This window comes from Paraburkholderia sp. (assembly GCF_036488795.1).
Taxonomy (GTDB): domain Bacteria; phylum Pseudomonadota; class Gammaproteobacteria; order Burkholderiales; family Burkholderiaceae; genus Paraburkholderia.
Window position 1 is genome coordinate 1 of the sequence record NZ_DASXHA010000040.1, and the last position, 22537, is coordinate 22537.

The 22537-nt window shown below is 63.2% G+C and carries 20 protein-coding genes and 1 pseudogene; 8 read left to right on the forward strand and 13 right to left on the reverse strand.

Going from position 1 to position 22537, the window contains the following annotated elements; translation table 11 throughout:
• The coding region (locus VGH41_RS04815; protein WP_331596202.1) for an Imm50 family immunity protein at window positions 1-484 on the forward strand (484 nt) is incomplete at its 5' end.
• 151 nt (window positions 485-635) lie between these two features.
• Window positions 636-953, forward strand: a pseudogene (locus tag VGH41_RS04820) (RHS repeat-associated core domain-containing protein); the annotation flags it as partial.
• Between the two features lie 607 nt (window positions 954-1560).
• Here VGH41_RS04820 and lnt read toward each other — a convergent pair.
• From lnt to VGH41_RS04855, 7 genes are all read right to left on the reverse strand, one after another.
• Window positions 1561-3252 (reverse strand): apolipoprotein N-acyltransferase, encoded by a 1692-nt coding sequence (gene lnt, locus VGH41_RS04825; RefSeq protein WP_331596204.1) that lies wholly within the window; start codon window positions 3250-3252, stop codon window positions 1561-1563.
• Between the two features lie 34 nt (window positions 3253-3286).
• Window positions 3287-4183: an HlyC/CorC family transporter gene (locus VGH41_RS04830; RefSeq protein ID WP_331596205.1), complete on the reverse strand. Its 897-nt coding sequence runs from the start codon at window positions 4181-4183 to the stop codon at window positions 3287-3289.
• Between the two features lie 190 nt (window positions 4184-4373).
• On the reverse strand, window positions 4374-5045 hold the full coding sequence (locus tag VGH41_RS04835; protein WP_331596206.1) for a gamma-glutamylcyclotransferase: 672 nt from the start codon (window positions 5043-5045) through the stop codon (window positions 4374-4376).
• Window positions 5046-5051: 6 nt separating this feature from the next.
• Entirely contained in the window at window positions 5052-5522 is a 471-nt protein-coding gene (ybeY, locus tag VGH41_RS04840) for an rRNA maturation RNase YbeY (RefSeq protein WP_331596207.1), read from the reverse strand.
• A 54-nt stretch (window positions 5523-5576) separates the two neighbouring features.
• Entirely contained in the window at window positions 5577-6638 is a 1062-nt protein-coding gene (locus VGH41_RS04845) for a PhoH family protein (RefSeq protein WP_331596208.1), read from the reverse strand.
• A 33-nt stretch (window positions 6639-6671) separates the two neighbouring features.
• Window positions 6672-8045 (reverse strand): tRNA (N6-isopentenyl adenosine(37)-C2)-methylthiotransferase MiaB, encoded by a 1374-nt coding sequence (miaB, locus tag VGH41_RS04850; RefSeq protein ID WP_331596209.1) that lies wholly within the window; start codon window positions 8043-8045, stop codon window positions 6672-6674.
• Window positions 8046-8187: 142 nt separating this feature from the next.
• Window positions 8188-9159, reverse strand: a complete 972-nt coding sequence (locus VGH41_RS04855; RefSeq protein WP_331596210.1) for a LysR family transcriptional regulator — start codon at window positions 9157-9159, stop codon at window positions 8188-8190.
• 147 nt (window positions 9160-9306) lie between these two features.
• Here VGH41_RS04855 and VGH41_RS04860 point away from each other — a divergent pair, with 147 nt between their 5' ends.
• From VGH41_RS04860 to ribB, 4 genes are all read left to right on the forward strand, one after another.
• Window positions 9307-9693 carry a VOC family protein gene (locus tag VGH41_RS04860; RefSeq protein WP_331596211.1) on the forward strand — a complete coding sequence of 129 codons (387 nt, stop codon included), beginning with the start codon at window positions 9307-9309 and terminating at the stop codon, window positions 9691-9693.
• Between the two features lie 16 nt (window positions 9694-9709).
• Window positions 9710-10885 (forward strand): MFS transporter, encoded by a 1176-nt coding sequence (locus VGH41_RS04865; protein ID WP_331596212.1) that lies wholly within the window; start codon window positions 9710-9712, stop codon window positions 10883-10885.
• A 144-nt stretch (window positions 10886-11029) separates the two neighbouring features.
• Entirely contained in the window at window positions 11030-11713 is a 684-nt protein-coding gene (locus VGH41_RS04870) for an XRE family transcriptional regulator (protein ID WP_331596213.1), read from the forward strand.
• Window positions 11714-12296: 583 nt separating this feature from the next.
• The gene (gene ribB, locus VGH41_RS04875) at window positions 12297-13016 is read left to right on the forward strand and encodes a 3,4-dihydroxy-2-butanone-4-phosphate synthase (protein WP_331596214.1); all 720 of its coding nucleotides are present in this window, start codon (window positions 12297-12299) and stop codon (window positions 13014-13016) included.
• A gap of 75 nt (window positions 13017-13091) precedes the next feature.
• On the opposite strand, the gene VGH41_RS04880 is transcribed toward ribB, so the two are convergent.
• The 4 genes from VGH41_RS04880 to glpD all read right to left on the reverse strand — a co-directional run bounded on the left by VGH41_RS04880 (window position 13092) and on the right by glpD (window position 17993).
• Complete coding sequence (locus tag VGH41_RS04880; protein WP_331596215.1) at window positions 13092-13778, reverse strand: HAD family hydrolase; 687 nt, start codon at window positions 13776-13778, stop codon at window positions 13092-13094.
• A gap of 118 nt (window positions 13779-13896) precedes the next feature.
• Window positions 13897-14604 carry an MIP/aquaporin family protein gene (locus VGH41_RS04885; RefSeq protein WP_331596216.1) on the reverse strand — a complete coding sequence of 236 codons (708 nt, stop codon included), beginning with the start codon at window positions 14602-14604 and terminating at the stop codon, window positions 13897-13899.
• A 101-nt stretch (window positions 14605-14705) separates the two neighbouring features.
• Window positions 14706-16205: a glycerol kinase GlpK gene (gene glpK / locus VGH41_RS04890; protein ID WP_331596217.1), complete on the reverse strand. Its 1500-nt coding sequence runs from the start codon at window positions 16203-16205 to the stop codon at window positions 14706-14708.
• 228 nt (window positions 16206-16433) lie between these two features.
• Window positions 16434-17993: a glycerol-3-phosphate dehydrogenase gene (gene glpD, locus VGH41_RS04895; RefSeq protein ID WP_331596218.1), complete on the reverse strand. Its 1560-nt coding sequence runs from the start codon at window positions 17991-17993 to the stop codon at window positions 16434-16436.
• Between the two features lie 221 nt (window positions 17994-18214).
• On the opposite strand from glpD, the gene VGH41_RS04900 reads away from it, so the two are divergent.
• Window positions 18215-18589, forward strand: a complete 375-nt coding sequence (locus tag VGH41_RS04900) for a hypothetical protein (RefSeq protein ID WP_331596219.1) — start codon at window positions 18215-18217, stop codon at window positions 18587-18589.
• A 119-nt stretch (window positions 18590-18708) separates the two neighbouring features.
• Here the strand turns inward: VGH41_RS04900 and VGH41_RS04905 are convergent, their stop codons facing one another.
• Both VGH41_RS04905 and VGH41_RS04910 read right to left on the reverse strand, forming a co-directional pair.
• Window positions 18709-18906, reverse strand: a complete 198-nt coding sequence (locus VGH41_RS04905) for a hypothetical protein (protein WP_331596220.1) — start codon at window positions 18904-18906, stop codon at window positions 18709-18711.
• A gap of 365 nt (window positions 18907-19271) precedes the next feature.
• A complete protein-coding gene (locus VGH41_RS04910; RefSeq protein ID WP_331596221.1) occupies window positions 19272-20051 on the reverse strand; it encodes a DeoR/GlpR family DNA-binding transcription regulator in 780 nt (259 codons plus the stop codon).
• Window positions 20052-20359: 308 nt separating this feature from the next.
• Between VGH41_RS04910 and VGH41_RS04915 the strand changes: the two genes are divergently transcribed.
• Window positions 20360-21997, forward strand: coding sequence for a gamma-glutamyltransferase family protein (locus tag VGH41_RS04915; protein ID WP_331596222.1), 1638 nt, complete (start codon window positions 20360-20362; stop codon window positions 21995-21997).
• Window positions 21998-22537: the final 540 nt, after the last annotated feature.

The window sequence follows — 22537 nt, forward strand, 5'->3', positions numbered from 1 at the left end:
AGGACGATGCAGGGGAGCAAAAATGGAATACACGGACGGCGGTGACGGATGGGATTTGGCGAAAAACAAGGAGCTGCTTGTCAAGGTTTTCGGAGACTATCCCTCTTTTCACGATGCGTTTGTAAGTTCCATTTGCATGCAGCGAGGGAAGCGATGTCGAGAGGCCCCAAGCAGCGCATCATCTGATCGACACGGGCGAGAGATTGTCGATCTTGAACTCGAGATTTTGCACAATCGATTTGGACCGCTCGACGCCTCAGGTACGGACTACCTGGTTATGCTCCGCTTGCAGGATGTCAAGGTGGCCAACATAGACGTGAATGCCATGCTTCAGGACAGTTGGGTGATGAATATGACCTTGTCTAGACAAGCGGATGGTCTGCTTGTCTTTGATCTTGAACCCAACATTGGCCTTGACGTACAAGTAACTTGTGCGGAGGTGACGGTGTTGGGTATTCGGCCATACACCCGTGTCGATAGCTGAGGGCAGTAGGCACGGGGTTATCGCAAGCTGGGCGGCGGCTGCAGTTCGACAATACGCATTTACGGCCGTCAATTGTGCGGAACTGTATTGAATCGATGCAGGTACGACGCGACCACCCAAGTGCGAACAGTTGCGTGTCCCGCAGTACCGGTTGTATTACTATCGGAACCGGTATTACAGTCCGGCGACTGGCAGGTTCATCAGCGAAGACCCGATAGGCTATGCGAGTGGGCAGACGAATGCGTATGCTTATGTGGGTGGGAATCCGGTGCAGTTCAATGATCCGTTTGGGCTTGGACCATGGGACCAGAAGTATGGCTTGTCGAATACTTATTGGAATTGGCTCCACCGGCAAGATGGCGGTTCGTTGATCAAAGAGCTTAAAGACCCACGGACCGGGCAGGTCCCGAAAGACACTGCGTTGGAGTACTACAAGATATATCTTTTAGAGACCGGGCAATGCGGGTGAAGGCTCAATATTTGTGAGGTGATGAACTTTATGCCTGGTTGCATTTTTTGTGGATCTGGTGCGGACTTCGATGTAGACGGATTCTTGGTGTCCTCTCCGTGGTCCGGTATAGCAGACATATTTCGACGCGGGCCGACTGGGAATGCATACCGCCCCATCAGAGAGTCCTCGTCCCTACAAATCGCGGTGTCGCCAATTGACGAACATCTCCTTGAACCGCAGATTGATGCGACGCTCAGTTTCTTGCGAAGCTACGAGGCTGAAGTGAGGCGGCTGGTCAGGTTTCCCGGGGTGGACGCGGTCGAGTTCCGCATAGGCCTCTTCTGGTTGCCCGACACAGCTATTTACCCGATTTCGCTCACGCCATCGTTTCTCAAGGCAGTTGGCGACGTCGGTGCGACCGTTGACATATATGTTTATGCAAGTGACGGCGTAAATTAGGTTGAGCGTTGCCAGTGCAATCTGAAGTTGCATGACAGAAGGGCCGCATTCGCGGCCCTTCTGCATTTAAAGCGACGCAATCACGAGCCACTGGTGCTCAAGAGCATGGCAAAGCCTATTCCTCTGCATCCAGAAAAAAATGGCACTCTCTATCAAAAGCACCCCTTCACCGACCCCCACCATTCCTGCGCCGCACCCCCGGCCCAAACGCAAACCCGAAAGCCAGCAAAAACAGCGATACAGCCAGCACCGTATTATTCCCACTCGTCACATACGGCGTATTCCCGGAAGTACCCTGAATCGTGACATCAATCGAACCCACCGTATAAGGCTTTAGCCGCGCAATCACATTGCCATGTGCATCAATCGCAGCGGTCGTTCCCGTGTTGGTGGCCCGCAGCATCGGCCGCCCGGTTTCCAGCGACCGCATCCGCGCAATCTGCAGATGCTGATCGAGCGCGATCGTGTCGCCGAACCACGCCAGATTCGTCGTGTTGACCAGCACGCCCGCCGGCGTATCGCTCTCACGAATGCTCCGCGCAATCTCCTCGCCGAAAATATCCTCGTAGCAGATATCAACCGCAATCGGCTGGTTATGCACGAGGAACGGTTTCTGCACCGGCGCACCGCGCGCGAAATCGCCGAGCGGGATATTCATCAGGTTGACGAACCAGCGAAAACCCCACGGCACGAACTCGCCGAACGGCACCAGATGATGCTTGTCGTAGCGGTAGATATCGCGCGAATTCGGCGTGATCCCGTACAGGCTGTTCGTATAGTCGACCACGCGGCCCTCGGGCGTGATCGTGCCGCCAATCGCGCCGAACAGAATGGATGAGCCGGTCGTATCCGAAAAGTTGCGTACCGCCGTCGCAAACGACGGCGGCAATTGCTGAATCAGCACCGGAATCGCCGTCTCCGGCGTGACGATCAGATCTGCCGGTCTTGCAGTGATCATCTGCTGGTATTCGTAGATTGCGGCCATCACGCCCGCCTTTTCGAATTTCGTGTCCTGCTTCACGTTGCCTTGCAGCAGACGCACGGTGAGCTCTGCATTGGCCGGCTCGGTCCAGGAGACGAACGGCAGCAGCATGCCCACAACCGTCAGCGCAACCGCGACCAGCGCCGGCGCGACCACGCGCGAGACACGCGAGTCGCCTTTGCCGCCGTTACCGGTGGCCGCGCGTTCGCGCGCGCGAACCAGCGCCTGCACGATGAGCGCGGCCACCAGCGCTAACATCCAGCCCACGCCGTACACACCCGCCACCGGCGCAAAGCCGGCCAGCGGCCCGTCAACCTGCGCGTATCCGCTGCTGAGCCACGGAAACCCTGTGAACACATAGCCGCGCAGCCATTCACTCACCGCCCACGCACTCGCGAACGCAAACGCGCCATGCCACGTCGGGGCAAACGGCGGGTCGTCGAGCGCGCCGTTGCGCGCACTTTGCGCATGGCCCGCACAGAACGACCATACGCCGGCAGCCAGGGCCGGATACAGCGCGAGATACAGCGAAAACAGCACCAGTGCCGCGCCCGCCAGCGGCGCCGCCATATCGCCGTAGTAGTGCATGCTGACGTACAGCCACCACACACCCGTGACGAAGTTGCCGAAGCCGAACGCGCCGCCCGTCAGTGCGGCGCTTTTCCAGCCGGTGGTGCGTGTGAGCCACGCAAAGAAAAATGCGAAGATCGCCAGCTCGAGCCAGCCGCCGTGCGGCGTCGGCGCAAACGAGAGGGTATTCGCCGCACCGGCGAGCAGTGCGACGAGGTAGTGCCATCGCGGCAACGTTCGGCCCGGCGTTTGCGCGACGGCGGACGTCACGCCGCGGCGCAGACGGGAAGTGATCGGGTCGGCCATTATTGCGTGGTCGGCTGTGAAGGGAAAAGAGAGATCAGGTCTGCACGTGCTGCGCGTCGCGCTCGCGCTGGCCCGCGAGCGGGTCGCGGCGTACCAGCAGCATGTGGATCTGGCGCGCGTCGCCACGCAAAATCTCGAAGATCAGGTCGTCGATCCGCACCTTCTCGCCGCGATGCGGCACACGTCCGAAGTGATGCGTGACGAGCCCGCCGATGGTGTCGACTTCCTCATCCGGGTAGTGCGTGCCGAACGCTTCGTTGAACTGTTCGATTTCGGTCAGCGCCCGCACGCGATAACGGCCGTCCGGCGATGCGATGATGTTGCCGCTTTCCTCGTCGAAATCGTATTCGTCTTCGATGTCGCCGACGATCTGTTCCAGCACGTCTTCGATCGTGATCAGCCCTGCCACGCCGCCGTATTCATCCACGACGATCGCAATGTGATTGTGATTCACCCGGAAGTCGTGCAGCAGCACGTTCAGGCGCTTCGACTCCGGAATGAACACGGCGGGGCGCAGCATGCCGCGTACGTCGAATTCCTCTTCTGCGTAGTAACGCAGCAGGTCCTTCGCGAGCAGCACGCCAATGATGTTGTCGCGATTGCCTTCATAAACCGGATAGCGCGAATGCGCCTTTTCCAGCACAAAGGGAATGAATTCCGCAGGAGTTTCCGCGATGTTGATCGCGTCCATCTGGGCACGCGGGATCATGATGTCGCGCGCGCAGAGTTCGGAGACCTGGAAGACGCCTTCGATCATCGACAGCGAATCCGCGTCGATCAGGTTGCGCTCATGCGCGTCCTGCAGGATTTCCAGGAGTTCGCCGCGTGATTCGGGCTCGGGCGAGATGAAGTCGGTCAGACGCTCAAGCAGGGAGCGTTTTTCCTGTGGTTTGTCGCTAGTTCGGTGTCGACTGGGATACGTGTCGTTCATGGTGGTGCGCCCGGCAAGACTGGGCGCGCTGTTGCAGAGCATTAAGGATACACCACGCACATGGCAGGACCGTGTCCCGCCGGCCTCGCGGGACGGTAAAGCGGTCGCGCCGCATGAGCGGGGCTTGGGTCAATCGTAACGGATAAAGGCGCGCGACGTACTGTCGGCGCAAAATTCGGCTGCGCGCCGCTCAGCCGCCGTCGCTGCCCGCCTCGCGGCAGCGCACCAGCAACGCTTCCAGCGCGCGGTCCGGCATGCCGCTTTCGCGTAGTGCGGCGACGGTGCGGCTCACGTAGTCGAGCGTCGTGCCATACCGGCCGCTCGCGCAACCGAACACGGTTTGCACGACCTGATCGGTCAGCTTGCCGGTGTAGCTCGCCACATCGCGCCGCATCACGAAGGCGAGCGCAGCGACGCGCCGGCCGTCCGAGAGATTGCACGGCAGCCATGCGGGACGGTACGACCCCATCGCCATTTCGCGGCGCCACAGGGCTTCGAGATGCGGCATTGCGCCGTCGGCGGCGAGCCTGAAGGCAATGCCGGTGCAGGAACCGCCCCGGTCCAGCGCCAGCACCAGCCCCGGCTGCTCCGGCGTGCCGCGATTCACCCTCGACCATAGATACAGCCCGCGGTGATAACCATGCACCCTGGAGCGCGTCGCTTCGACTGTCGGCAGCCCCGGATTCCAGATCAGCGAACCATAGCCGAACAGCCACAAGTCGCTGTGGCGGTCCCAGTCGCGCAGTGTGCATTTCAGCGACGCGCCCAGCTCCTCCTCCGTCAGCAGCCGCGACTCGCCGAGCGTCGGCGGGTAGCCCGGGCAGGGCGGGCGGTTGTCGGGTTCGGAGTTGCCGGCGCTCACGGTCAATCAGGTGGGTGATCGATAAGGGTCAGGGAAGCCGAGCGCGGCCATGATGCCGGTCTCGATGGCTTCCATTTCCTGGGCTTCTTGCTCGACCTCGTGGTCGTAGCCTTGCGCGTGCAACGTGCCGTGCACCAGAAGATGCGCGTAGTGCGCGGCGAGCGGCTTGCCTTGTTCGAGGGCTTCTTTTTCGACCACCGGACAGCACAGGATCAGATCGCCCGTCACCGGATCGTCTTCCGATTCGGCGTAAGCGAAGGTCAGCACGTTGGTGGAGTAATCCTTGCCGCGATAGGTGCGGTTCAGCGTGCGGCCTTCTTCGGCGTCGACGAAACGCACCGTCAGTTCCGCGTCCGCGAAGAGCGCCGCCTTGACCCAGCTGGCGACCGTGGCACGCGGCAAAATCGCCTTGTGCGCGGGCCAGGCTTTGGCGGCGGGAAATTGCAGGTTCAGCTTCAGTTTCGGGGCGCGGCTCATGCGGCTACTTGGTGTCGTGACAGTGTGATCGGGCTCATGCGGCAGCAGGCCGCATCAACGCGCATCGGCCGGGTTGACGTTTCTCTGCGAATGCGCATCGTAAGCCTCGACGATGCGCGCCACCAGCGGATGTCGCACCACGTCCGCGCTGGTGAATCGGGTCAGCGCAATGCCGCGCACATCAGAGAGCACCTGCTGCGCTTCGATCAGCCCGCTCTTGTGACCGCGCGGCAAGTCGACCTGAGTCGTGTCGCCCGTCACCACCGCCTTCGAGCCGAAGCCGATCCGCGTGAGGAACATCTTCATCTGCTCAGGCGTGGTGTTTTGCGCTTCGTCGAGGATGATGAACGCATGATTCAGCGTGCGGCCGCGCATGTACGCGAGCGGCGCGATTTCGATCATCTGGCGTTCGAACATCTTCGCCGTCTTGTCGAAACCGAGCAGGTCGTACAGCGCGTCGTACAGCGGACGCAGATACGGATCGACCTTCTGCGCGAGGTCACCGGGCAGGAAGCCGAGTCGCTCGCCCGCTTCCACCGCCGGCCGCGTGAGCACGATACGTTTGACCTGATCGCGCTCCAGCGCATCCACCGCGCACGCGACCGCCAGATACGTCTTGCCGGTACCCGCCGGCCCGATGCCGAACGTCACGTCGTGCGAAACGATCTGCTTCAGATAGTCACGCTGCGCCGGTGTGCGGCCGCGCAGATCGGCGCGCCGCGTGTATAGCTTCGGACCGAGTTCTTCGAGGTCTTCGTCGCCGCTGTCGGCCGGCTCGTCGAACGGATGATCCGGATCATGGCGAAAACGCGCGTCCGGATTGTCGGCGCCGTTGGCGCGGCTGCGCGCCGGATGACGCGCTTCGACCAGCGCGAGCTGGATGTCGTCGACGGACAGCGGATCACGCGCGCTGTTGTAGAAGTTCTCGAGCGCAGTCAGCGCCAGTTTCGCGCCGCGCCCGCGGATCGAGATGCGGTGGCCGCGGCGTTGCAGCGTGACGTCGAGCGCCTGCTCGATCTGCCGCAGGTTTTCGTCGAGCGGGCCGCAGAGGTTGGCGAGCCGCGCGTTGTCTTCGCGCGGTGCGGTGAATTCCAGATGCTGCTGAGTGGTCTTCAAGGCGGTGGATCGATCCTGTCGGTAGTCGTGCGCTTAATGGGTCGTGGCCGAAACGTCGTCGTGCAGCAGCACGAGTTCGCCACGTAACGAATGTGGGTACGCCTGGACGATTTTCACGTCCACCATTTGTCCGATCAGTCGCGCGTGCGACGCCAGCGGCGCCGGAAAATTGACCACGCGGTTGTTTTCGGTGCGCCCGGCCAGTTCGTTCGGGTCTTTGCGCGCCGGCCGCTCGACCAGAATGCGCTCGACCTTGCCGACCATCGCCTGGCTGATGCGCCCGACGTTTTCTTCGATGGTGGCCTGCAGATGCTGCAGGCGCCTGAGCTTCACTTCACGGGGCGTGTCGTCGTGCAGGTTCGCTGCCGGCGTGCCGGGACGCGGGCTGTAGATGAAGGAAAAGCTGGTGTCGTAGCTCATCTCGTGGATCAGCGTCATCATCTTGTCGAAGTCTTCGTCGGTCTCGCCGGGGAAGCCGACAATCATGTCGGTCGACAGTGACAGGTCCGGACGGATCGCGCGCAGCTTACGGATCACCGACTTGTATTCGAGCACCGTATAGCCGCGTTTCATTGCCATCAGGATGCGGTCGGAGCCGTGCTGTACCGGCAGATGCAAGTGGCTGACGAGTTTCGGCACCTTGGCGTACGTGTCGATCAGACGCTGGGTGAATTCCTTCGGATGCGACGTGGTATACCGGATGCGTTCGATGCCGGGCAGATCCGCGACGTATTCGATCAGCGTCGCAAAGTCGGCGATTTCCGCCGAGCCGTGCGTCAGGGCGCCCCGATACGCATTCACGTTCTGGCCGAGCAGGGTGACTTCGCGCACGCCCTGGTCGGCGAGGCCGGCAATTTCGGTCAGCACGTCATCCAGCGGACGCGACACTTCTTCCCCACGCGTGTACGGCACGACGCAGTAGCTGCAGTACTTGCTGCAGCCTTCCATGATGGAGACGAACGCGCTCGGGCCGTCGACGCGCGCCGGTGGCAGATGGTCGAACTTTTCGATTTCCGGAAACGAGATGTCGACCTGCGCGCGACCGCTTGCGCGGCGCTGGTCGATCATCTGCGGCAGGCGGTGCAGCGTTTGCGGACCAAACACGAGGTCGACGTACGGCGCACGGGCGACGATCGACGCGCCTTCCTGGCTCGCCACGCAACCGCCCACGCCAATGATCAGATTCGGATTCGCTTCTTTCAGCTCGCGCACGCGGCCGAGGTCGGAGAAGACTTTTTCCTGCGCTTTTTCGCGCACCGAGCAGGTATTGAAGAGAATGACGTCCGCGTCTTCCGGAGTGTCGGTCTTGACGAGCCCTTCAGCCGCACCGAGCACGTCGACCATCTTGTCGGAGTCGTACTCGTTCATCTGGCAGCCAAAGGTCTTTACATAAACTTTCTTGGTCATCGAATTTCGCCGGTCGCAGTGATTAACCTGGGGGCGTCAATTAAAGGTGAAGAGAGGCGAAAACGTGCGCGGGGCAAGGCGCGGCGCGGGAGTGCGGCAACCCTTGACAGCCCAGGGGACACGTTGACAGCGTAGCTCGATATTATAGCCCTTCACCGCTGGCGGATTTTTTTCCGGCGCCGGGCTGCGGCAGGCCGAGCAAGCCTTCCAGCTCGTCGGACACCTGGGCGAAGCGCCCGGCGAGGAAATCCAGCAGCACGCGCACGCGCGGTGCCATGAAACGGTTGCGGTGGTAGAGCGCGTGCAGCGGCGCGTCCGGATAGCGCCAGTCGGGCAGCAGCACTTTCAGACCGTCCGAGCGCAGGTCTGCCTCGACGTCCCACATCGACTTCACCACGATCCCGTAGCCGCGCAGCGCCCACTCGCGGGCGACCGCGCCGTCGTTGGTTTCGCGGGCCGTGTCGAGCGGCACCGTGTAGTGCTGGACCTCGTCGCCGCGCGTGAAGCGCCATTCGTTGACGGGGCCGGATGCGGTGCCGAGCACGATGCATTCGAAGCGCGCCAGATCCAGCGGATCTGTCGGCTCCCCGCGCCGCGCGATGTACTCCGGCGATGCGCACAGCACCCGCCGGTTCGGCGCCAGCGGCCGCGCGATCAACGAACTGTCGCGCGGCACGCCGAAGCGGATGGCGAGGTCGATGTCTTCCTGCACGAGGTTCGACAGCGAGTCCGACAAGGTCAGCGCGAACGTGACCTCGGGGTAAAGCAGGTTGAATTCGTCGAGCCAGTGCATCAGCAGATTGCGCCCGAAGTCCGACGTGGCCGATACGCGCACCTTGCCGCGCACCACGTTCTGCCCCGCTTGCAGGATGGCCTCGGCGTCGTCGAGCGCCTGCAGCGCCTGGCGGCAGCAGTTCAGGTACAGGCGCCCTTCGTCCGTGAGCCGCAACTGACGCGTGGTGCGCTCGAAAAGCCGCGCCTTCAGCCCGGTTTCGAGCTTGCTCAGGCGGGCGCTGGCAGCCGCCGGCGTGAGGCCCAGCTTGCGTCCCGCCGCCGACAGACTGCCTTGCTGGGCAGCTTCGACGAACAGGCGGATGTCACCGAGATTATCCATCTATATTTCGAAATAATTTGAAAATGATTCAAATGGTAGGCCAATTATCAAAGTTATTTGCGTCAGGGAAAATACGTACCTCGAAACCTGCGAGCCGGTTCGAGAGACGGTTCGCCTAGATTCTTTCTTCGTCTGTGAGGATGGGTCATGCACCTCGATCACGCAACGATTGTCACCGCCGATCTCGACGCCGCGCGCCACTTCTTCGTGGAGGTGGTGGGTCTCGCGGAAGGCGCGCGGCCGCCGTTCGGCATCCGCGGCTACTGGTTGTATGCGTCCGGGCGGCCGGTGATCCATCTGGTCGACGCCACCGTGCCGGCCGGCGCGGGCCGGGCGGCGCCGCGCATCGATCACATCGCCTTCCGGATCGAAACGGCGGATGAATGGCGGGCTCTGCTGGGTCGGCTCCAGCAGGCCCAGATCGGGTATCAGACCGCCGAAGTACCGCTCGCCGGTGAATTGCAACTGTTTGTCGCGCTTGCGCCGGGCGTCGTCGTCGAATTCGTGACGGCCCTGCAGCACGCCCACCCTTGATATCTGGAGAATTGCGATGCCTGTTCCACTCCTCGCGCTAGCTATTAGCGCGTTTGCCATCGGCACCACCGAGTTCGTCATCATGGGCTTGCTGCCGCAGGTCGCGAACGACCTGGCGGTGTCGATTCCGTCGGCCGGTCTGCTGGTGAGCGGCTACGCGCTGGGCGTGGCCGTCGGCGCGCCGCTGCTGGCCGTCATCACCAGCAAGATGCCGCGCAAGCTCGCGCTGCAGTGGCTGATGGGCGTGTTCATTGTGGGCAATGTGCTGTGCGCGGTGGCGTCGGACTACTCGCTGCTGATGATCGCGCGCGTGGTCACGTCGTTCGCGCATGGTTCGTTCTTCGGCATCGGCGCCGTGGTCGCGGCCTCGCTCGTGCCGCAGGAAAAGCGCGCCAGTGCGATTGCGCTGATGTTCACCGGTTTGACGCTGGCCAACGTGCTGGGCGTGCCGTTCGGCACCTTCATCGGTCAGGAGCTCGGCTGGCGTGCGGCCTTCTGGGTGGTCAGCGGGCTGGGCGTGCTCTCGCTCGCGGGCGTGACCGCACTGGTGCCGAACCGGCACGACACCGGCCCGGCGGGCCTCGGGCACGAAGTGCGCGTGCTGAAAGACGTGCAGGTGTGGATGGCGCTGGCGATGACCATCGTCGGTTTTGGCGGCGTGTTCGTGGTGTTCACCTACATTGCGCCGATCCTCGAGCAGGTCAGCGGTTTCACGCCGCGCGGCGTGACGCTGATTCTGGTGCTGTTCGGCGCGGGCCTGACGGTTGGCAACACGGTTGGCGGCAAGCTGGCCGACCGGGCCCTGATGCCGTCGCTGATGGGGATTCTGCTGGCACTCGCCGTGGTGATGGCGCTCTTCACGCGCACCAGCCATTCGCAAGTCGCGGCCGCGGTGACGATCTTCGTGTGGGGTATTTTCGCGTTCGCGACGGTGCCGCCGTTGCAGATGCGCGTGGTCGAGAAGGCGGCGGCCGCGCCCAATCTGGCGTCGACGCTCAATATCGGCGCGTTCAATCTGGGCAATGCCGGCGGGGCGTGGCTGGGCGGCCTCGCGATCAGCCACGGGTATGGGCTGGACGCGCTGCCCTGGGTCGCCGCGGGCGTGTCGATTGCCGCGTTGCTGCTCACGTGGATCGCGGCGCGCATGGATGCGCCGGTGAGCAAACGCGCGAGCGGCAGCGTGGCCATATGAAAAATGCGCACAAGCTTTGCTGGAATCGTCCTCCGCAATGCTGATAACAGTGTGAAGATAACTTCGTTGGGCGTAGGGAATCGCGGTGCTATCTTGCCTTCACTAACCTTTGCCCGCCGTCCGGCGGCGCTACTGGAGGCCACTATGCATTCCCCCCTTGCGCTGGTTCGCGATCCCGCGGCTGATTCTCACGAAGGAGCGCGCGCCGCGGAACCCTTCGATGCGTTGGAACATCTGGTCGGCGTGAATCTCGCGCGCCTGCGCGCCGAGCGGCAACTGTCGCTTGATGCACTGGCCCGGGCATCGGGCGTGTCGCGCGCCATGCTGGCGCAGATCGAGTCGGCGCGCAGCGTGCCGTCCATCAAGGTGCTGTGCAAGGTCGCGGCGGCGCTGAAGGTGTCGGTTGCAGCGTTTTTGCGGCGCCATGCCACCAACGGTCTCGAGCATTTGCCGGCTGACAGGGCGAAGCGCATCGTCAGTTCGAACGGCCGTTATTCGGCGCGTCCGCTGTACCCTGACACCGAACCGGCGAGCGCCGAGTTTCACGAGTTGCGCATCGCACCGCTGCATACCGAGCCGGGGGTGCGGCGTGCGCCGGGCACGACGATCAATCTGGTGGTGAGCGAGGGCACGCTGGAAGTCAGCGTCCACGATCAACGCCAGTTGCTCGCCACGGGCGACGCGATCGTTTTCGACGCCGATCAGCCGCACACCCTGCGCAACCCCGGCGACACCGAAGCGCGCGCGTTTCGCGTCACGCTGAATGCGGAGACGCCGCCGCGTTGGGAGGTGCCGCAGGACGCCGGGCGACACACGGCGCCGGTTTGAAGAGTCGTGAAGAGTGGGCCTCGCGTAGAGGCTGGTTTCTGATCCGTGGCGTCTGCGCTGCAGACTGAGCGCGGCTGTTGTATGCTTCACCCGCCGGAAATTCCGGCAATCAGTGCGTCTTCAGGGCGGGGCGGAATTCCCCACCGGCGGTATGCCGGCAGCGCAACAACGCTGCTGGCGAGCCCGCGAGCGCCCGTGTAGTCAACTGCGCAACCAGTTGCATGGGACCAGAGTAACGCGCTAAAGCGCGAACTCTGGTCGACCGCAACCGGTTGCATGGGACCAGAGTAACGCGCTAAAGCGCGAACTCTGGTCGACCGCAACCAGTTGCATGGGACCAGAGTAACGCGCTAAAGCGCGAACTCTGGTCGACACGGGGTCAGCAGATCTGGTGGGATGCCAGAGCCGACGGTCATAGTCCGGATGGAAGAAGATGTGCAGATAGTCATGTGCGTCCCCGTTGCGCTGCCCGGCGTTCCGAGCAGCGCGTGGGCGTTCCCATGGAACGTCCGGCGGGGCGAGTGCTGCCTGTTTGCAATGCCCTGAAACGTTTTTCGCCCAACTTTTGCGATGAGCGTTTCACATGTCCTTTGCTACCTTTGCTGCTCCCACGACGATCGCGGACAATGCGTTCGCCGATCTCCCCCAGCTCGCCACCGAAGCGGTTCCGCCACGCATCGCCGCTGCCTTGCAAGCCATGCGCGAGGGCCGCGCCGTCGTCCTGCAGGATGATCACGACCGCGAGAACGAAGCCGATCTGATCGTCTCCGCCGAACGTCTCACCAACGAGACGATGGCGCTGCTGATCCGCGAATGCAGCGGCATCGTCTGCCTGTGCTTGCCCGACGACAAGATCCGCGCGCTCGAACTGCCGCCCATGTCCGTCAACAACGAAAGCCGCAACGGCACGGCGTTCACGGTTTCGATCGAAGCGCGTCACGGCGTGTCGACAGGCGTCTCCGCCGCCGACCGCGTGACGACGATCCGCGCCGCGATTGCGGATACGGCCAAGCCGGCGGATATCGTCCGCCCCGGCCACGTGTTCCCGTTGCGGGCCATGCCCGGCGGCGTGCTGGCGCGCCGCGGCCACACCGAAGGTACCGTGGATCTGGCGATTCTCGCCGGCCTCAAGCCCGCAGGCGTGCTGTGCGAACTGATGAACCCGGACGGTACGATGACGCGCGGCGCGGACGTGGAGCGCTTCGCAGCGCAACACAACCTGCCCATCCTGACGATCGCGGAACTGGCGGAATTTCGTCAGGCGCTGGCCGCGGCACGCGAGTGCTGCACTGACGAAGTCTGATGAAGAGCAGGGCGCGCCGAATGCCTGCGTGAGGTTCGCGCGCCCTGCGCGATCACAGAATCACGGCGTCGCCACTTACGACTGCACGTCGCCGAATTCCCCGCGCACGCCAGCTTCGACGCGCGCGGGCAGTTCATCCATATGTTCCATGATGCGCGTGATGCCCATCTTGCGTAGCGCGTCCGCGTAGCCGTCCGGAATGTGGCTCGCGCCAACGAAGGCGATCGTCTTCATGCCGGCCGCCCGCGCCGCATTCAGGCCGGCCACGCTGTCTTCCACCACCAGGCATTTCGCGGGCTCCACGCCCAGTTGCTGCGCGGCGAACAGATACACGTCGGGGTAGGGCTTCGGCCTCGCCACCTGTTCGGCGCTAAAGACGCGTTCTCCGAAGATCTCCGTCAGCCCCGCCCGGCGCACCGACGCCCGCACACGCTTCATGCCGCTATTCGATACCACCGCGACCGGCAGCGACACCCGCTGCAGCGCCTCGCGCACGCCGCCAATCGGCGTGAGCTTCGACGCGAGCGCGGCTTCGACGTTGTGCTCGACGGTCTCGAGAAAATTCGCGGGGAGTGTGATATCGAACGACGCCTCGATGCCTTCGAGAAAGCGCGAGGTCTGCTGGCCGAAGGCCGTCTTCACGGCGCTTTCGAAGTCGAGCTCGGGGAACGTAGCGGATAGCGTTTCGAGGAGAACGTGGTCGGCAAGCACTTCGCTGTCGACGAGAACCCCGTCGCAGTCACAGATGAGATGGTCGATCATGCGGCAAACAGAAGACGAAAAGCGCGCGGGCCGGACAGCCCGCGCGCAAGGATGAAAGCCACATCATACGTGCTTTGTTGCCGCGTGCACCGCCAGGCGCCTGCGCGGCAAGGGCGGTTCAGTGCAGACGCATGTAGGTCCACGCAGCCACTGCGCCGCCGGCGAGCGGGCCCAGCACCGGCACCCACGCGTAGCGCCAGTCGCTGTCGCGCTTGCCGGGAATCGGCAGCAGGGCGTGCATCAGACGCGGCGACAGGTCGCGCGCGGGGCTCATGGCGTAGCCCGTGGGACCGCCCAGCGAAATGCCGATGCCGAGCACCAGCAGGCCGACCGGCAGCGCATCCAGTGCGCCGAGGCCGACTTGCGGCGATGCCAGATACAGCACGCCCAGAATCAGCACGAAGGTGCAGATCATTTCGGTCAGGAAGTTGTGCGGTGCGCTGCGAATGGCCGGCGCGGTGCAGAACACGCCGAGCTTCACGTCGGCGTCGGTTTCTTTCGCGAAGTGCTGGCGATACGCCATCCACACGATGCCCGCGCCCGCCATGCCGCCGAGCATCTGCGCGGCCACATAGCTGGCCACCTTGCTCCACGCGAACTTGCCGGCGAGCGCGAGGCTGATCGTCACCACCGGATTCAGATGCGCGCCGCTGAACGAGGCCGTCATGAAAACGGCGATGAAGACCGCCATCCCCCAGCCCATCACGATGACGATAAGGTCGGCGCCCTTGCCTTTGGTGCGCGCCAATAACACGTTGGCGACGGCACCGTCGCCGAGTAGAACCAGCATTGCTGTGCCGAGGAATTCGGCTATGTAAGGTGACATGTTTTGTTCTCCGGATTATTTTTGTCCGTGAAGCCGCGCGAACGCGGCTTACGTGCTTCATCGTTTCAATGGATCAATGGATCCCAACCGCAGCGCGCCTCTCAGGGCGTATCGGCCCAGGCTTTGGCGGCGCGGATCGCGCGCTGCCAGCCGGCGAGATTGTCCTTGACCTCGTCGGGCTCCATATCCGGCGTGAAGCGGCGGTCGAGCGCCCATTGGCTCTGCAGTTCGTTCACGTCTTGCCAGTAACCCACTGCGAGGCCGGCGAGATACGCCGCGCCGAGCGCGGTGGTTTCGCTGATTTTCGGACGAACCGCATCCACGCCGAGAATGTCCGCCTGGAACTGCATCAGCAGATTGTTGGCGCAAGCGCCGCCGTCGACGCGCAGTTCGTCGATGCGAATGCCGGAGTCCGCTTCCATGGCCTTCAGCACATCGAGCGACTGATAGGCGATCGAATCGAGCGCGGCGCGTGCGATATGCGCCGAAGTCGTGCCGCGCGTCACGCCGAACAACGTGCCGCGGGCGCGGGCATTCCAGTGCGGTGCGCCGAGACCCGCGAAAGCCGGCACGAGGTACACGCCGTCGCCGTGCGGCACGGTGCGCGCCAGCGCTTCGATCTCCGCCGCCGTCTTGATGATACCGAGCCCATCGCGCAGCCATTGCACCACGGCGCCCGCGATGAAGATGCTGCCTTCCAGCGCGTAGTTGATCTGATCGCCGATCTGCCAGGCAATCGTCGTGACGAGGTTGTTCTTCGATTCGATCGGCTTGTCGCCGGTGTTCATCACGAGGAAGCAACCCGTGCCGTAAGTGTTCTTCACCATGCCCGAGCGCGTGCACATCTGGCCGAACAGCGCCGCGTGCTGGTCGCCTGCCATGCCGGCGAGCGGAATCTTCGAAGCGAATACGGTGGTTTTGGTCGGGCCGTACACCTCCGAGGACGGCCGCACTTCCGGCAACATGCTGCGCGGAATGCCGAGCGCGTCGAGCAGCTCGTCGTCCCATTGCAGCGTGTGGATGTTGAAGAGCATGGTGCGCGACGCGTTGGTGACGTCGGTGATGTGCAAGCCATGCTGGGTGAAGTTCCACGCGAGCCAGCTGTCGACGGTGCCGAACGCGAGACGCCCTTGCTTCGCTTTTTCGCGTGCGCCTTCGACGTTGTCGAGAATCCAGCGGATCTTCGTCGCCGAAAAATACGAGTCGATTGGCAGGCCGGTCTTCGCGCGGACTTTCTCTTCCAGTCCCTGCGCTTTCAACTGATCGCAGAAGTCGGCGGTGCGGCGGTCTTGCCAGACGATCGCGTTGTAGATGGGATGACCGGTTTCGCGGTCCCAGACGATCGTGGTCTCGCGCTGGTTCGTGATGCCGATTGCGGCGATCGACGAGCCGTTCAAACCGGCGCGCGTGACCGCTTCGGCGGCCACGCCGGCCTGCGTCGACCAGATTTCCTGCGGGTCGTGTTCGACCCAGCCCGGACGCGGATAGATTTGCTGGAACTCCTTCTGGGCGGTCGAAACGACGTTGCCCTTCTGGTCGAAAAGCATTGCGCGTGAGCTCGTCGTGCCCTGGTCAAGCGCAAGGATGTACTGATCCTGCATGTGTCTCATCTCCATGTTTTATGAATCGCCGGCGTGCATTCCGGCGACGGGAACGGCTTGTTGTTTTAGGTTGCTGCAACTGCCGTACGGTGCGCATTCCGCTCACGAACGTACGTGCCGGAAAGCGGTGTTCATGTGGACCTCTGCTTCGTGCCCACACCTTCTGCTCACAACTCAAACCCATGATGCCGGCCGCGCGCGTGCTTCCCGAGGTGGGGCGCAGCGCGATCAGGCGTGCTGTTTGACCGTGCCGCGCCTGGCGGACGCGCGCTCGACGGGCGAGCGTGCGAACCAGTCGTCGAGCGCCTGCGTGACACTTTCCAGCGTGCCCGGCTCGACATGCAGCCCGAGTTTCGAACGACGCCACAACACGTCTTGCGCGCAGCGCGCCCATTCGACGTCGCGCAGGTAGCGCAGTTCCGCCTCGTAGAGACCTGGTGCAAACACGCGGCCGAGTTCATCGAGCGAGCGCGCTTCGCCGATCATCTGCTGCGCGCGGGTTCCGTAGGCACGGCCGTAGCGGCGCGCGAGAGCGGCGGGCAGCCATGCGTACTGCTGCTGGAACTGCGTGACGAAGCGTTCGAAATTGGCTTGCGCGATGTCGCCGCCCGGCAGCGGTGCTCCTGCCGTCCAGGTCGCCGCGGGGCGCCGCAACGCGCGCCCGAGTTCGTCGACCGCTTCTTCCGCGAGCTTGCGAAAGGTGGTGATCTTGCCGCCGAACACCGACAGGAGCGGTGCCTCGCCGGGGGGTGCATCGAGTTCGAGCTTGTAGTCGCGCGTGACCGCCGACGGATTGTCCGCGCCTTCTTCCTCGAGCAACGGACGCACGCCCGAGTAGGTCCAGCGCACGTCTTGCGGGGAAATGTGCTGCTTGAAATAGCGGTTGATCGAGTCGCACAGATACTGCGTTTCGTCACCGTTGATCGCCACTTGCGCAGGGTCGCCGTGATATTCGATGTCCGTGGTGCCGATCAGCGTGTACTCGTGTTCGTATGGAATCGCGAAGATGATGCGTTTGTCCGGATTCTGGAAGATGTACGCGTGATCGTGTTCGAACAGGCGCCGCGTAACGATATGGCTGCCTTTGACGAGACGCACGCTGTGGTTCGCTTCGCGTCCCAGCGCGCCGTGCAGCAGCTCGCCCACCCACGGACCCGCGGCGTTGGCAATCGCGCCGGCGCGCACGTCGAGTTGCGTGCCGTCCGCGCGCCGCAATTGCGCGCGCCATTCGCCGCCGGCGCGCACCGCGCTGATCAGCTTCGTGCGGGTGAGGATGGTGGCGCCGCGTTCCTCGGCGTCGAGCGCGTTGAGCACGACGAGGCGTGCGTCGTTGACCCAGCCGTCCGAATAGACGAAGCCGCGCTTGATGGATTCGATCAGCGGCTGGCCAGCCGGATGACGCCGCATATCGATGCCACGGGAGCCGGGCAGCAATTCCCGGCGCGCCAGGTGATCGTAAAGGAACAAACCCGCGCGGATCATCCACGCGGGCCGCAGGTTCGGCATGTGCGGCATCACGAAGCGCAGCGGCCACATGATGTGCGGCGCGGCGCGCAGCAACGTTTCGCGTTCTTGCAGCGCCTTGCGCACCAGCCCGAATTCACGGTACTCGAGGTAGCGCAGGCCGCCGTGAATGAGCTTGGTGCTGGCCGACGACGTATGCGCGGCCAGGTCGTCCTGTTCGCAAAGCAACACGGACAGGCCGCGCCCCGCGGCGTCCCGCGCGATGCCGGCGCCGTTGATCCCGCCGCCCACCACCAGCAAATCGTATCTGGAGCCTTGCGTCACCTGCTGTGTCTCCGCATTCCGTAAATAAAATCTATCGCACCGATAGTGTTCGTTTGCGAACTCTAATGAACAAATTCGAAAAAGTAAAGTTCGAGTCAGGTGACCCTAACGGTGAAATGGAGGCTTACTGGGGTCATATGACTGGCGTTCCCGAGGCACCCGGGTGGCGAAATCCGCAGCCACCGACGATACTCACGGCAACAGCCATCAGGAGATCAGACATGCGTGGATTTTGGGCGATGGGCGCGGCAGCGCTACTGGCGGGATGTGTGGGGACGCCGAGCCTGAACGGCAGTACCGGCGCGCCGTCGTTCGCGGCCCTGCAGCAGATCTGCAGCGCGACGCCGGTGGATTACGGCAACGACGCGGAATCGGTGTACACGACGTTTTTCGATGCGTACGTCGCGAACCGCCGCGGCAAGCTGTCGAAGGACGACTACTGCGCGTTCCAGGGGGCGATTGCGCAGAACTACACGAAGTTCGGCACGAGCACCGACCCGCAGGCACGCAGCCAGTGGGCGGCGTTCTTTCTCGACCAGCGGGTCAAGGCGATCAGTTGGCGCGCGGCCGTGGATCCGACCTTGCGCGCCGGTTGAGCGGGCACGGCCGGAAGCACCCGGCTAACGGGCGAACCTGCGCGCGAGCGCGCCGCGCCTTGCCGGCGCGGCCTGCAGCCTTGATTGCTGTGAAATCACGCGCCGTGCAACGCCGCGTGCTACGAGAACCGCTTGATAGCCCGAATTGCTGAGTCGCCGATCTCCGTGAGACGCCATTGCTTCAGACCCGAGGCGAGCTTTTCGAGCTGGACGAGCTGTCGTTCCAGCAGCGCGTCCAGTTCGTCGCGTTCCATCTCGACCTGATTGGGAGCGTCCTTAACAAGCAACAACGTGGCGAATTCATGCGGACTCAGCATCGTTCTCTCCATGTCAAGCGTAGCGCGGACTGCCATTCAGGCAACTGGCCAGCGGACGCCGGGCGCAGTGTGATCCGCTACAGGATCAGGCGGGAGGCACAACTGTCACGCCCGGCGCGCAGCGAAAATGGCGTCGGGGAACTGGAGTGTAGTCAACCGCACACTGAACGCCAAATCGTCCCCCGAAAATTTTCCATTTGACAATCGGACCCGCGAGAGGCGGTCCGGATCAGCCGTCAAATTCTTGATTTCACGTGAGGTTTTGCGTGCGCCGCAGCATCGGGCGCAGGCTGGATTTAACAATCCGGAGTCGGCTGAATCCGCCAGCGGTTGGCGGTGACCATGTGTCCGGTCAGGCCGCCCGGCTATCCCGCGACGTACACCTGGGTGCCGGCGGTAGCCAGCGTGTCGGTCATGTCGGCGGGCGGGGCGGCGTCGGTGAAAAGGGCGTGGATCTGGTTCAGATGACCCTGACGAACCAGCGCCGGACGGCCGAATTTGGAATGGTCCGCCGCCAGAAACACCGTGCGCGCATGTTCGATGATCGCCTCGGCGACCCGCACTTCGCGCGTGTCGAAATCGCGCAGCGTGCCGTCGGTTTCGATACTCGAGGTGCCGATGATCGCGAAATCGACCTTGAACTGGCGAATGAAGTCGATCGCCAGTTCGCCGACGATCCCCTTGTCCCACGGCCGCACAATGCCGCCCGTCACCAGCACCTCGCAATCCGGATAGCCGCTCATCATGCTGGCGACGTTCAGGTTGTTGGTGATCACGCGCAGCCCGCGATGCCGGTTCAATGCGCGCGCGACTTCTTCCGTGGTGGTGCCGAGGTTGATGAAAAGGGAGGCCTGATCGGGGATATGCGTGGCCACCAGCGCCGCGATACGCCGCTTCTCGTCGTGGAACATGCGCTGCCGCGCGGTGTACGAGACGTTCTCGGAACTGGTCGGCAAGCTCGCGCCGCCGTGATAGCGGCGCAGCAGATTCATGTCGGCCAGCCAGTTGACGTCGCGGCGGATGGTTTGCGGCGTGACGTCGAAATGTGCGGCGAGGTCGTCCACGGTGACGAAGCCGTCGCGTTGCACCCACTCGAGCAATTCCTGTTGACGTGCGTTGAGGGTCAGGCGTGGGTCTCGGGTCATGTGTCTCGGGTCGTGTATTTGCGTTAGCGCCGGTCGAGGCGCCCAGCGCCAGAAGCGAGCGGTGGCTAGAGCGAGTGATTGTGCATTGGGCGTATTGTAAGACCATCGGCGGGGTTGTCCGGTAGCTCGCAGGTGGTGGGCTGGGTCTGCGACGAGCCATTCAGCCCCTTGCTGCATTGATTCATGTCACAAATGAATTTGCGTTTTCAGCCGGATCGCGCTGCAATCCGGAGTCTTTGCTGTGATGGTTTCCTGATGGTTCCGGTGCGTCCAGCTCGCCGGGCCGCGCTTCCTGAGAGTGTTCCGACATGACCCGCTTCAATTGGCAGAACCCCTATCCGACGCCCCGCTTGCCCGTGTTCGCGCGCAACATTGTTTCGACTTCGCATCCGCTCGCGGCGCAAGCCGGCCTGCGCATGTTGTGGAAAGGCGGCAATGCCGTCGATGCGGCCATCGCGGCAGCGGCGGCCATCACCGTGGTCGAGCCGGTCTCGTGCGGGCTGGGCGGCGACGCCTTTGCGCTGGTGTGGGACGGTGCGAAGCTGCATGGTCTGAACGCGTCGGGCGTGGCGCCGGCGGCCTGGAGTGTCGACTACTTCAAGCGTAAGTATGGTGAAGAGCACGGTCTCGCAAAGCAGCCGAGGCGCGGCTGGGACACGGTGACGGTGCCCGGTGTGATTGCGGGCTGGGAGGCGCTGCATCAGAAGTTCGGTTCGTTGCCGTTTGCCGACCTGATGGAACCGGCCATCGAAATTGCCGAGCGCGGTCATGCGGTAGCCAGCATCGTTGCGCACAAGTGGTCGGCCGCGGTGCCCGAACTGAAAGACTTCGAAGGCTTCGCCCAGACCTTCATGCCGCGCGGCCGCGCGCCGGAAGTCAGCGAGCTGATGCGCTTCCCGGGTCATGCGAAGACCTTGCGCAAGCTCGCCGAACTGGGCCCGCGCGCCTACTACGAAGGTGAAATCGCAGAACGGATCGCCGCCTACGCACGCGAGACCGGCGGCGCGATGACGACCGATGACTTGCGCAACTATCGCGCCGATTGGGTCGAGCCGATCGGCAAGGATTATCGCGGCTACACCGTGCATGAGATTCCGCCGAACGGCCAGGGCATTGCCGCGCTGATCGCGCTCGGCATCCTCGAAAAATTCGACGTGGGTTCGCTCGCGCTCGACAACGTCGAGTCGCAACATCTGCAGATCGAAGCAATGAAGCTCGCCTTCGCCGACGTCTACCGCTACGTGGCAGACCCGCGTTCGATGGACGTCACCCCTGAACAGATGCTCGACGACGCATACCTGAGCTCGCGGGCCAGGCTGATCGATCCGAAGCGCGCGACGCAGTTCGACTTCGGCATGCCGAAGGCGGGCGGCACGATCTATATGTCGGTGGCCGACGAACGCGGCATGATGGTCAGCTTCATCCAGTCGAACTACATGGGCTTCGGCTCCGGTATCGTCGTGCCGGATGCGGGCATTGCGATGCAGAACCGCGGCTGTGGTTTTTCGATGGACCCGAAGTCGCCGAATGTCGTCGAAGGCGGCAAGCGGCCGTTTCATACGATCATCCCGGCGTTCCTCACGCAGCAGGTCGACGGCAAACAGGAAGCGGTGATGAGCTTTGGCGTGATGGGTGGCGACATGCAGCCGCAGGGTCATCTGCAGTCCATCGTGCGGATGCTCGATTACGGCCAGCAACCGCAGGCCGCGTGTGACGCACCGCGCTGGAAGGTGAACCGCGACTTCACGATCGACATTGAAGCGACGCTCGATTCGAACACCGCGCGGGCACTCGAAGGACTCGGCCATACGATCAAGTCGGTGGACGATCCGTATATGGACTTCGGCTCTGGCCAGTACATCTGGAAGCTCGATCGCAACGAACCGGAGCGCGGTTATGTCGCAGCCAGCGACAGTCGCCGTGATGGTCTCGCCGCCGGCTTCTAGGCGTTGACGAGCTGAACGCTCGCGCTGCAGCGAAGCACGGCTTGCGCTGCAGCGCGAGTGAAATGACGTTGTCCTGACGACCTGCGCATCGTCCAGGGTTGGCAGGCGAGATGCAGCCATCAGGCAAGCATCATAAGAATCCCCTCCATACTTGTCCCGCCCGCGCTGACGCACGCCCGCCATGCCGCGCTGCAGCGCATGGGCCGCTCACCTGAATAGTCCCGCTGTGCCTTGCCGTTGCTTACCCCTTGAGCCTCAAGCCCTTCGTGTTACGGCCGGTTGCTCATTGCGGGCTTGCCTCGCGCAGCAATTCACGTGTTTTTTTCCGGAACATTTCGACTAGCTTGCCTATGGAACTGCAGCACATGGGCATGGTCTGTGCTGAGTTGTCTGCAGAGTTACGGAACACCAGCTAAGATGCAAGACAGACGGGGTTAACTCTAATTCAAGGCGCTGTATCGACATGGAGGCAGCCGAACAGAACGCGACTTCTCGCGGATGGATTCAGGCTTGCTCGCAGCAGTCGATGCAGCTTTCGGA

Excerpts from the sequence above, each read along its gene's own strand:
- VGH41_RS04860 (WP_331596211.1), top strand. The coding sequence starts at position 9,307 with ATGCACCTCGATCACGCAACGATTGTCACCGCCGATCTCGACGCCGCG.
- ybeY (WP_331596207.1), bottom strand. The coding sequence starts at position 5,522 with ATGAGCCGCGCCCCGAAACTGAAGCTGAACCTGCAATTTCCCGCCGCC.
- VGH41_RS04880 (WP_331596215.1), bottom strand. The coding sequence starts at position 13,778 with ATGATCGACCATCTCATCTGTGACTGCGACGGGGTTCTCGTCGACAGC.
- VGH41_RS04900 (WP_331596219.1), top strand. The coding sequence starts at position 18,215 with ATGCGTGGATTTTGGGCGATGGGCGCGGCAGCGCTACTGGCGGGATGT.
- miaB (WP_331596209.1), bottom strand. The coding sequence starts at position 8,045 with ATGACCAAGAAAGTTTATGTAAAGACCTTTGGCTGCCAGATGAACGAG.
- lnt (WP_331596204.1), bottom strand. The coding sequence starts at position 3,252 with ATGGCCGACCCGATCACTTCCCGTCTGCGCCGCGGCGTGACGTCCGCC.
- VGH41_RS04830 (WP_331596205.1), bottom strand. The coding sequence starts at position 4,183 with ATGAACGACACGTATCCCAGTCGACACCGAACTAGCGACAAACCACAG.
- VGH41_RS04910 (WP_331596221.1), bottom strand. The coding sequence starts at position 20,051 with ATGACCCGAGACCCACGCCTGACCCTCAACGCACGTCAACAGGAATTG.
- VGH41_RS04905 (WP_331596220.1), bottom strand. The coding sequence starts at position 18,906 with ATGCTGAGTCCGCATGAATTCGCCACGTTGTTGCTTGTTAAGGACGCT.
- ribB (WP_331596214.1), top strand. The coding sequence starts at position 12,297 with ATGTCCTTTGCTACCTTTGCTGCTCCCACGACGATCGCGGACAATGCG.
- glpK (WP_331596217.1), bottom strand. The coding sequence starts at position 16,205 with ATGCAGGATCAGTACATCCTTGCGCTTGACCAGGGCACGACGAGCTCA.
- VGH41_RS04865 (WP_331596212.1), top strand. The coding sequence starts at position 9,710 with ATGCCTGTTCCACTCCTCGCGCTAGCTATTAGCGCGTTTGCCATCGGC.
- VGH41_RS04885 (WP_331596216.1), bottom strand. The coding sequence starts at position 14,604 with ATGTCACCTTACATAGCCGAATTCCTCGGCACAGCAATGCTGGTTCTA.
- VGH41_RS04870 (WP_331596213.1), top strand. The coding sequence starts at position 11,030 with ATGCATTCCCCCCTTGCGCTGGTTCGCGATCCCGCGGCTGATTCTCAC.
- VGH41_RS04855 (WP_331596210.1), bottom strand. The coding sequence starts at position 9,159 with ATGGATAATCTCGGTGACATCCGCCTGTTCGTCGAAGCTGCCCAGCAA.
- VGH41_RS04915 (WP_331596222.1), top strand. The coding sequence starts at position 20,360 with ATGACCCGCTTCAATTGGCAGAACCCCTATCCGACGCCCCGCTTGCCC.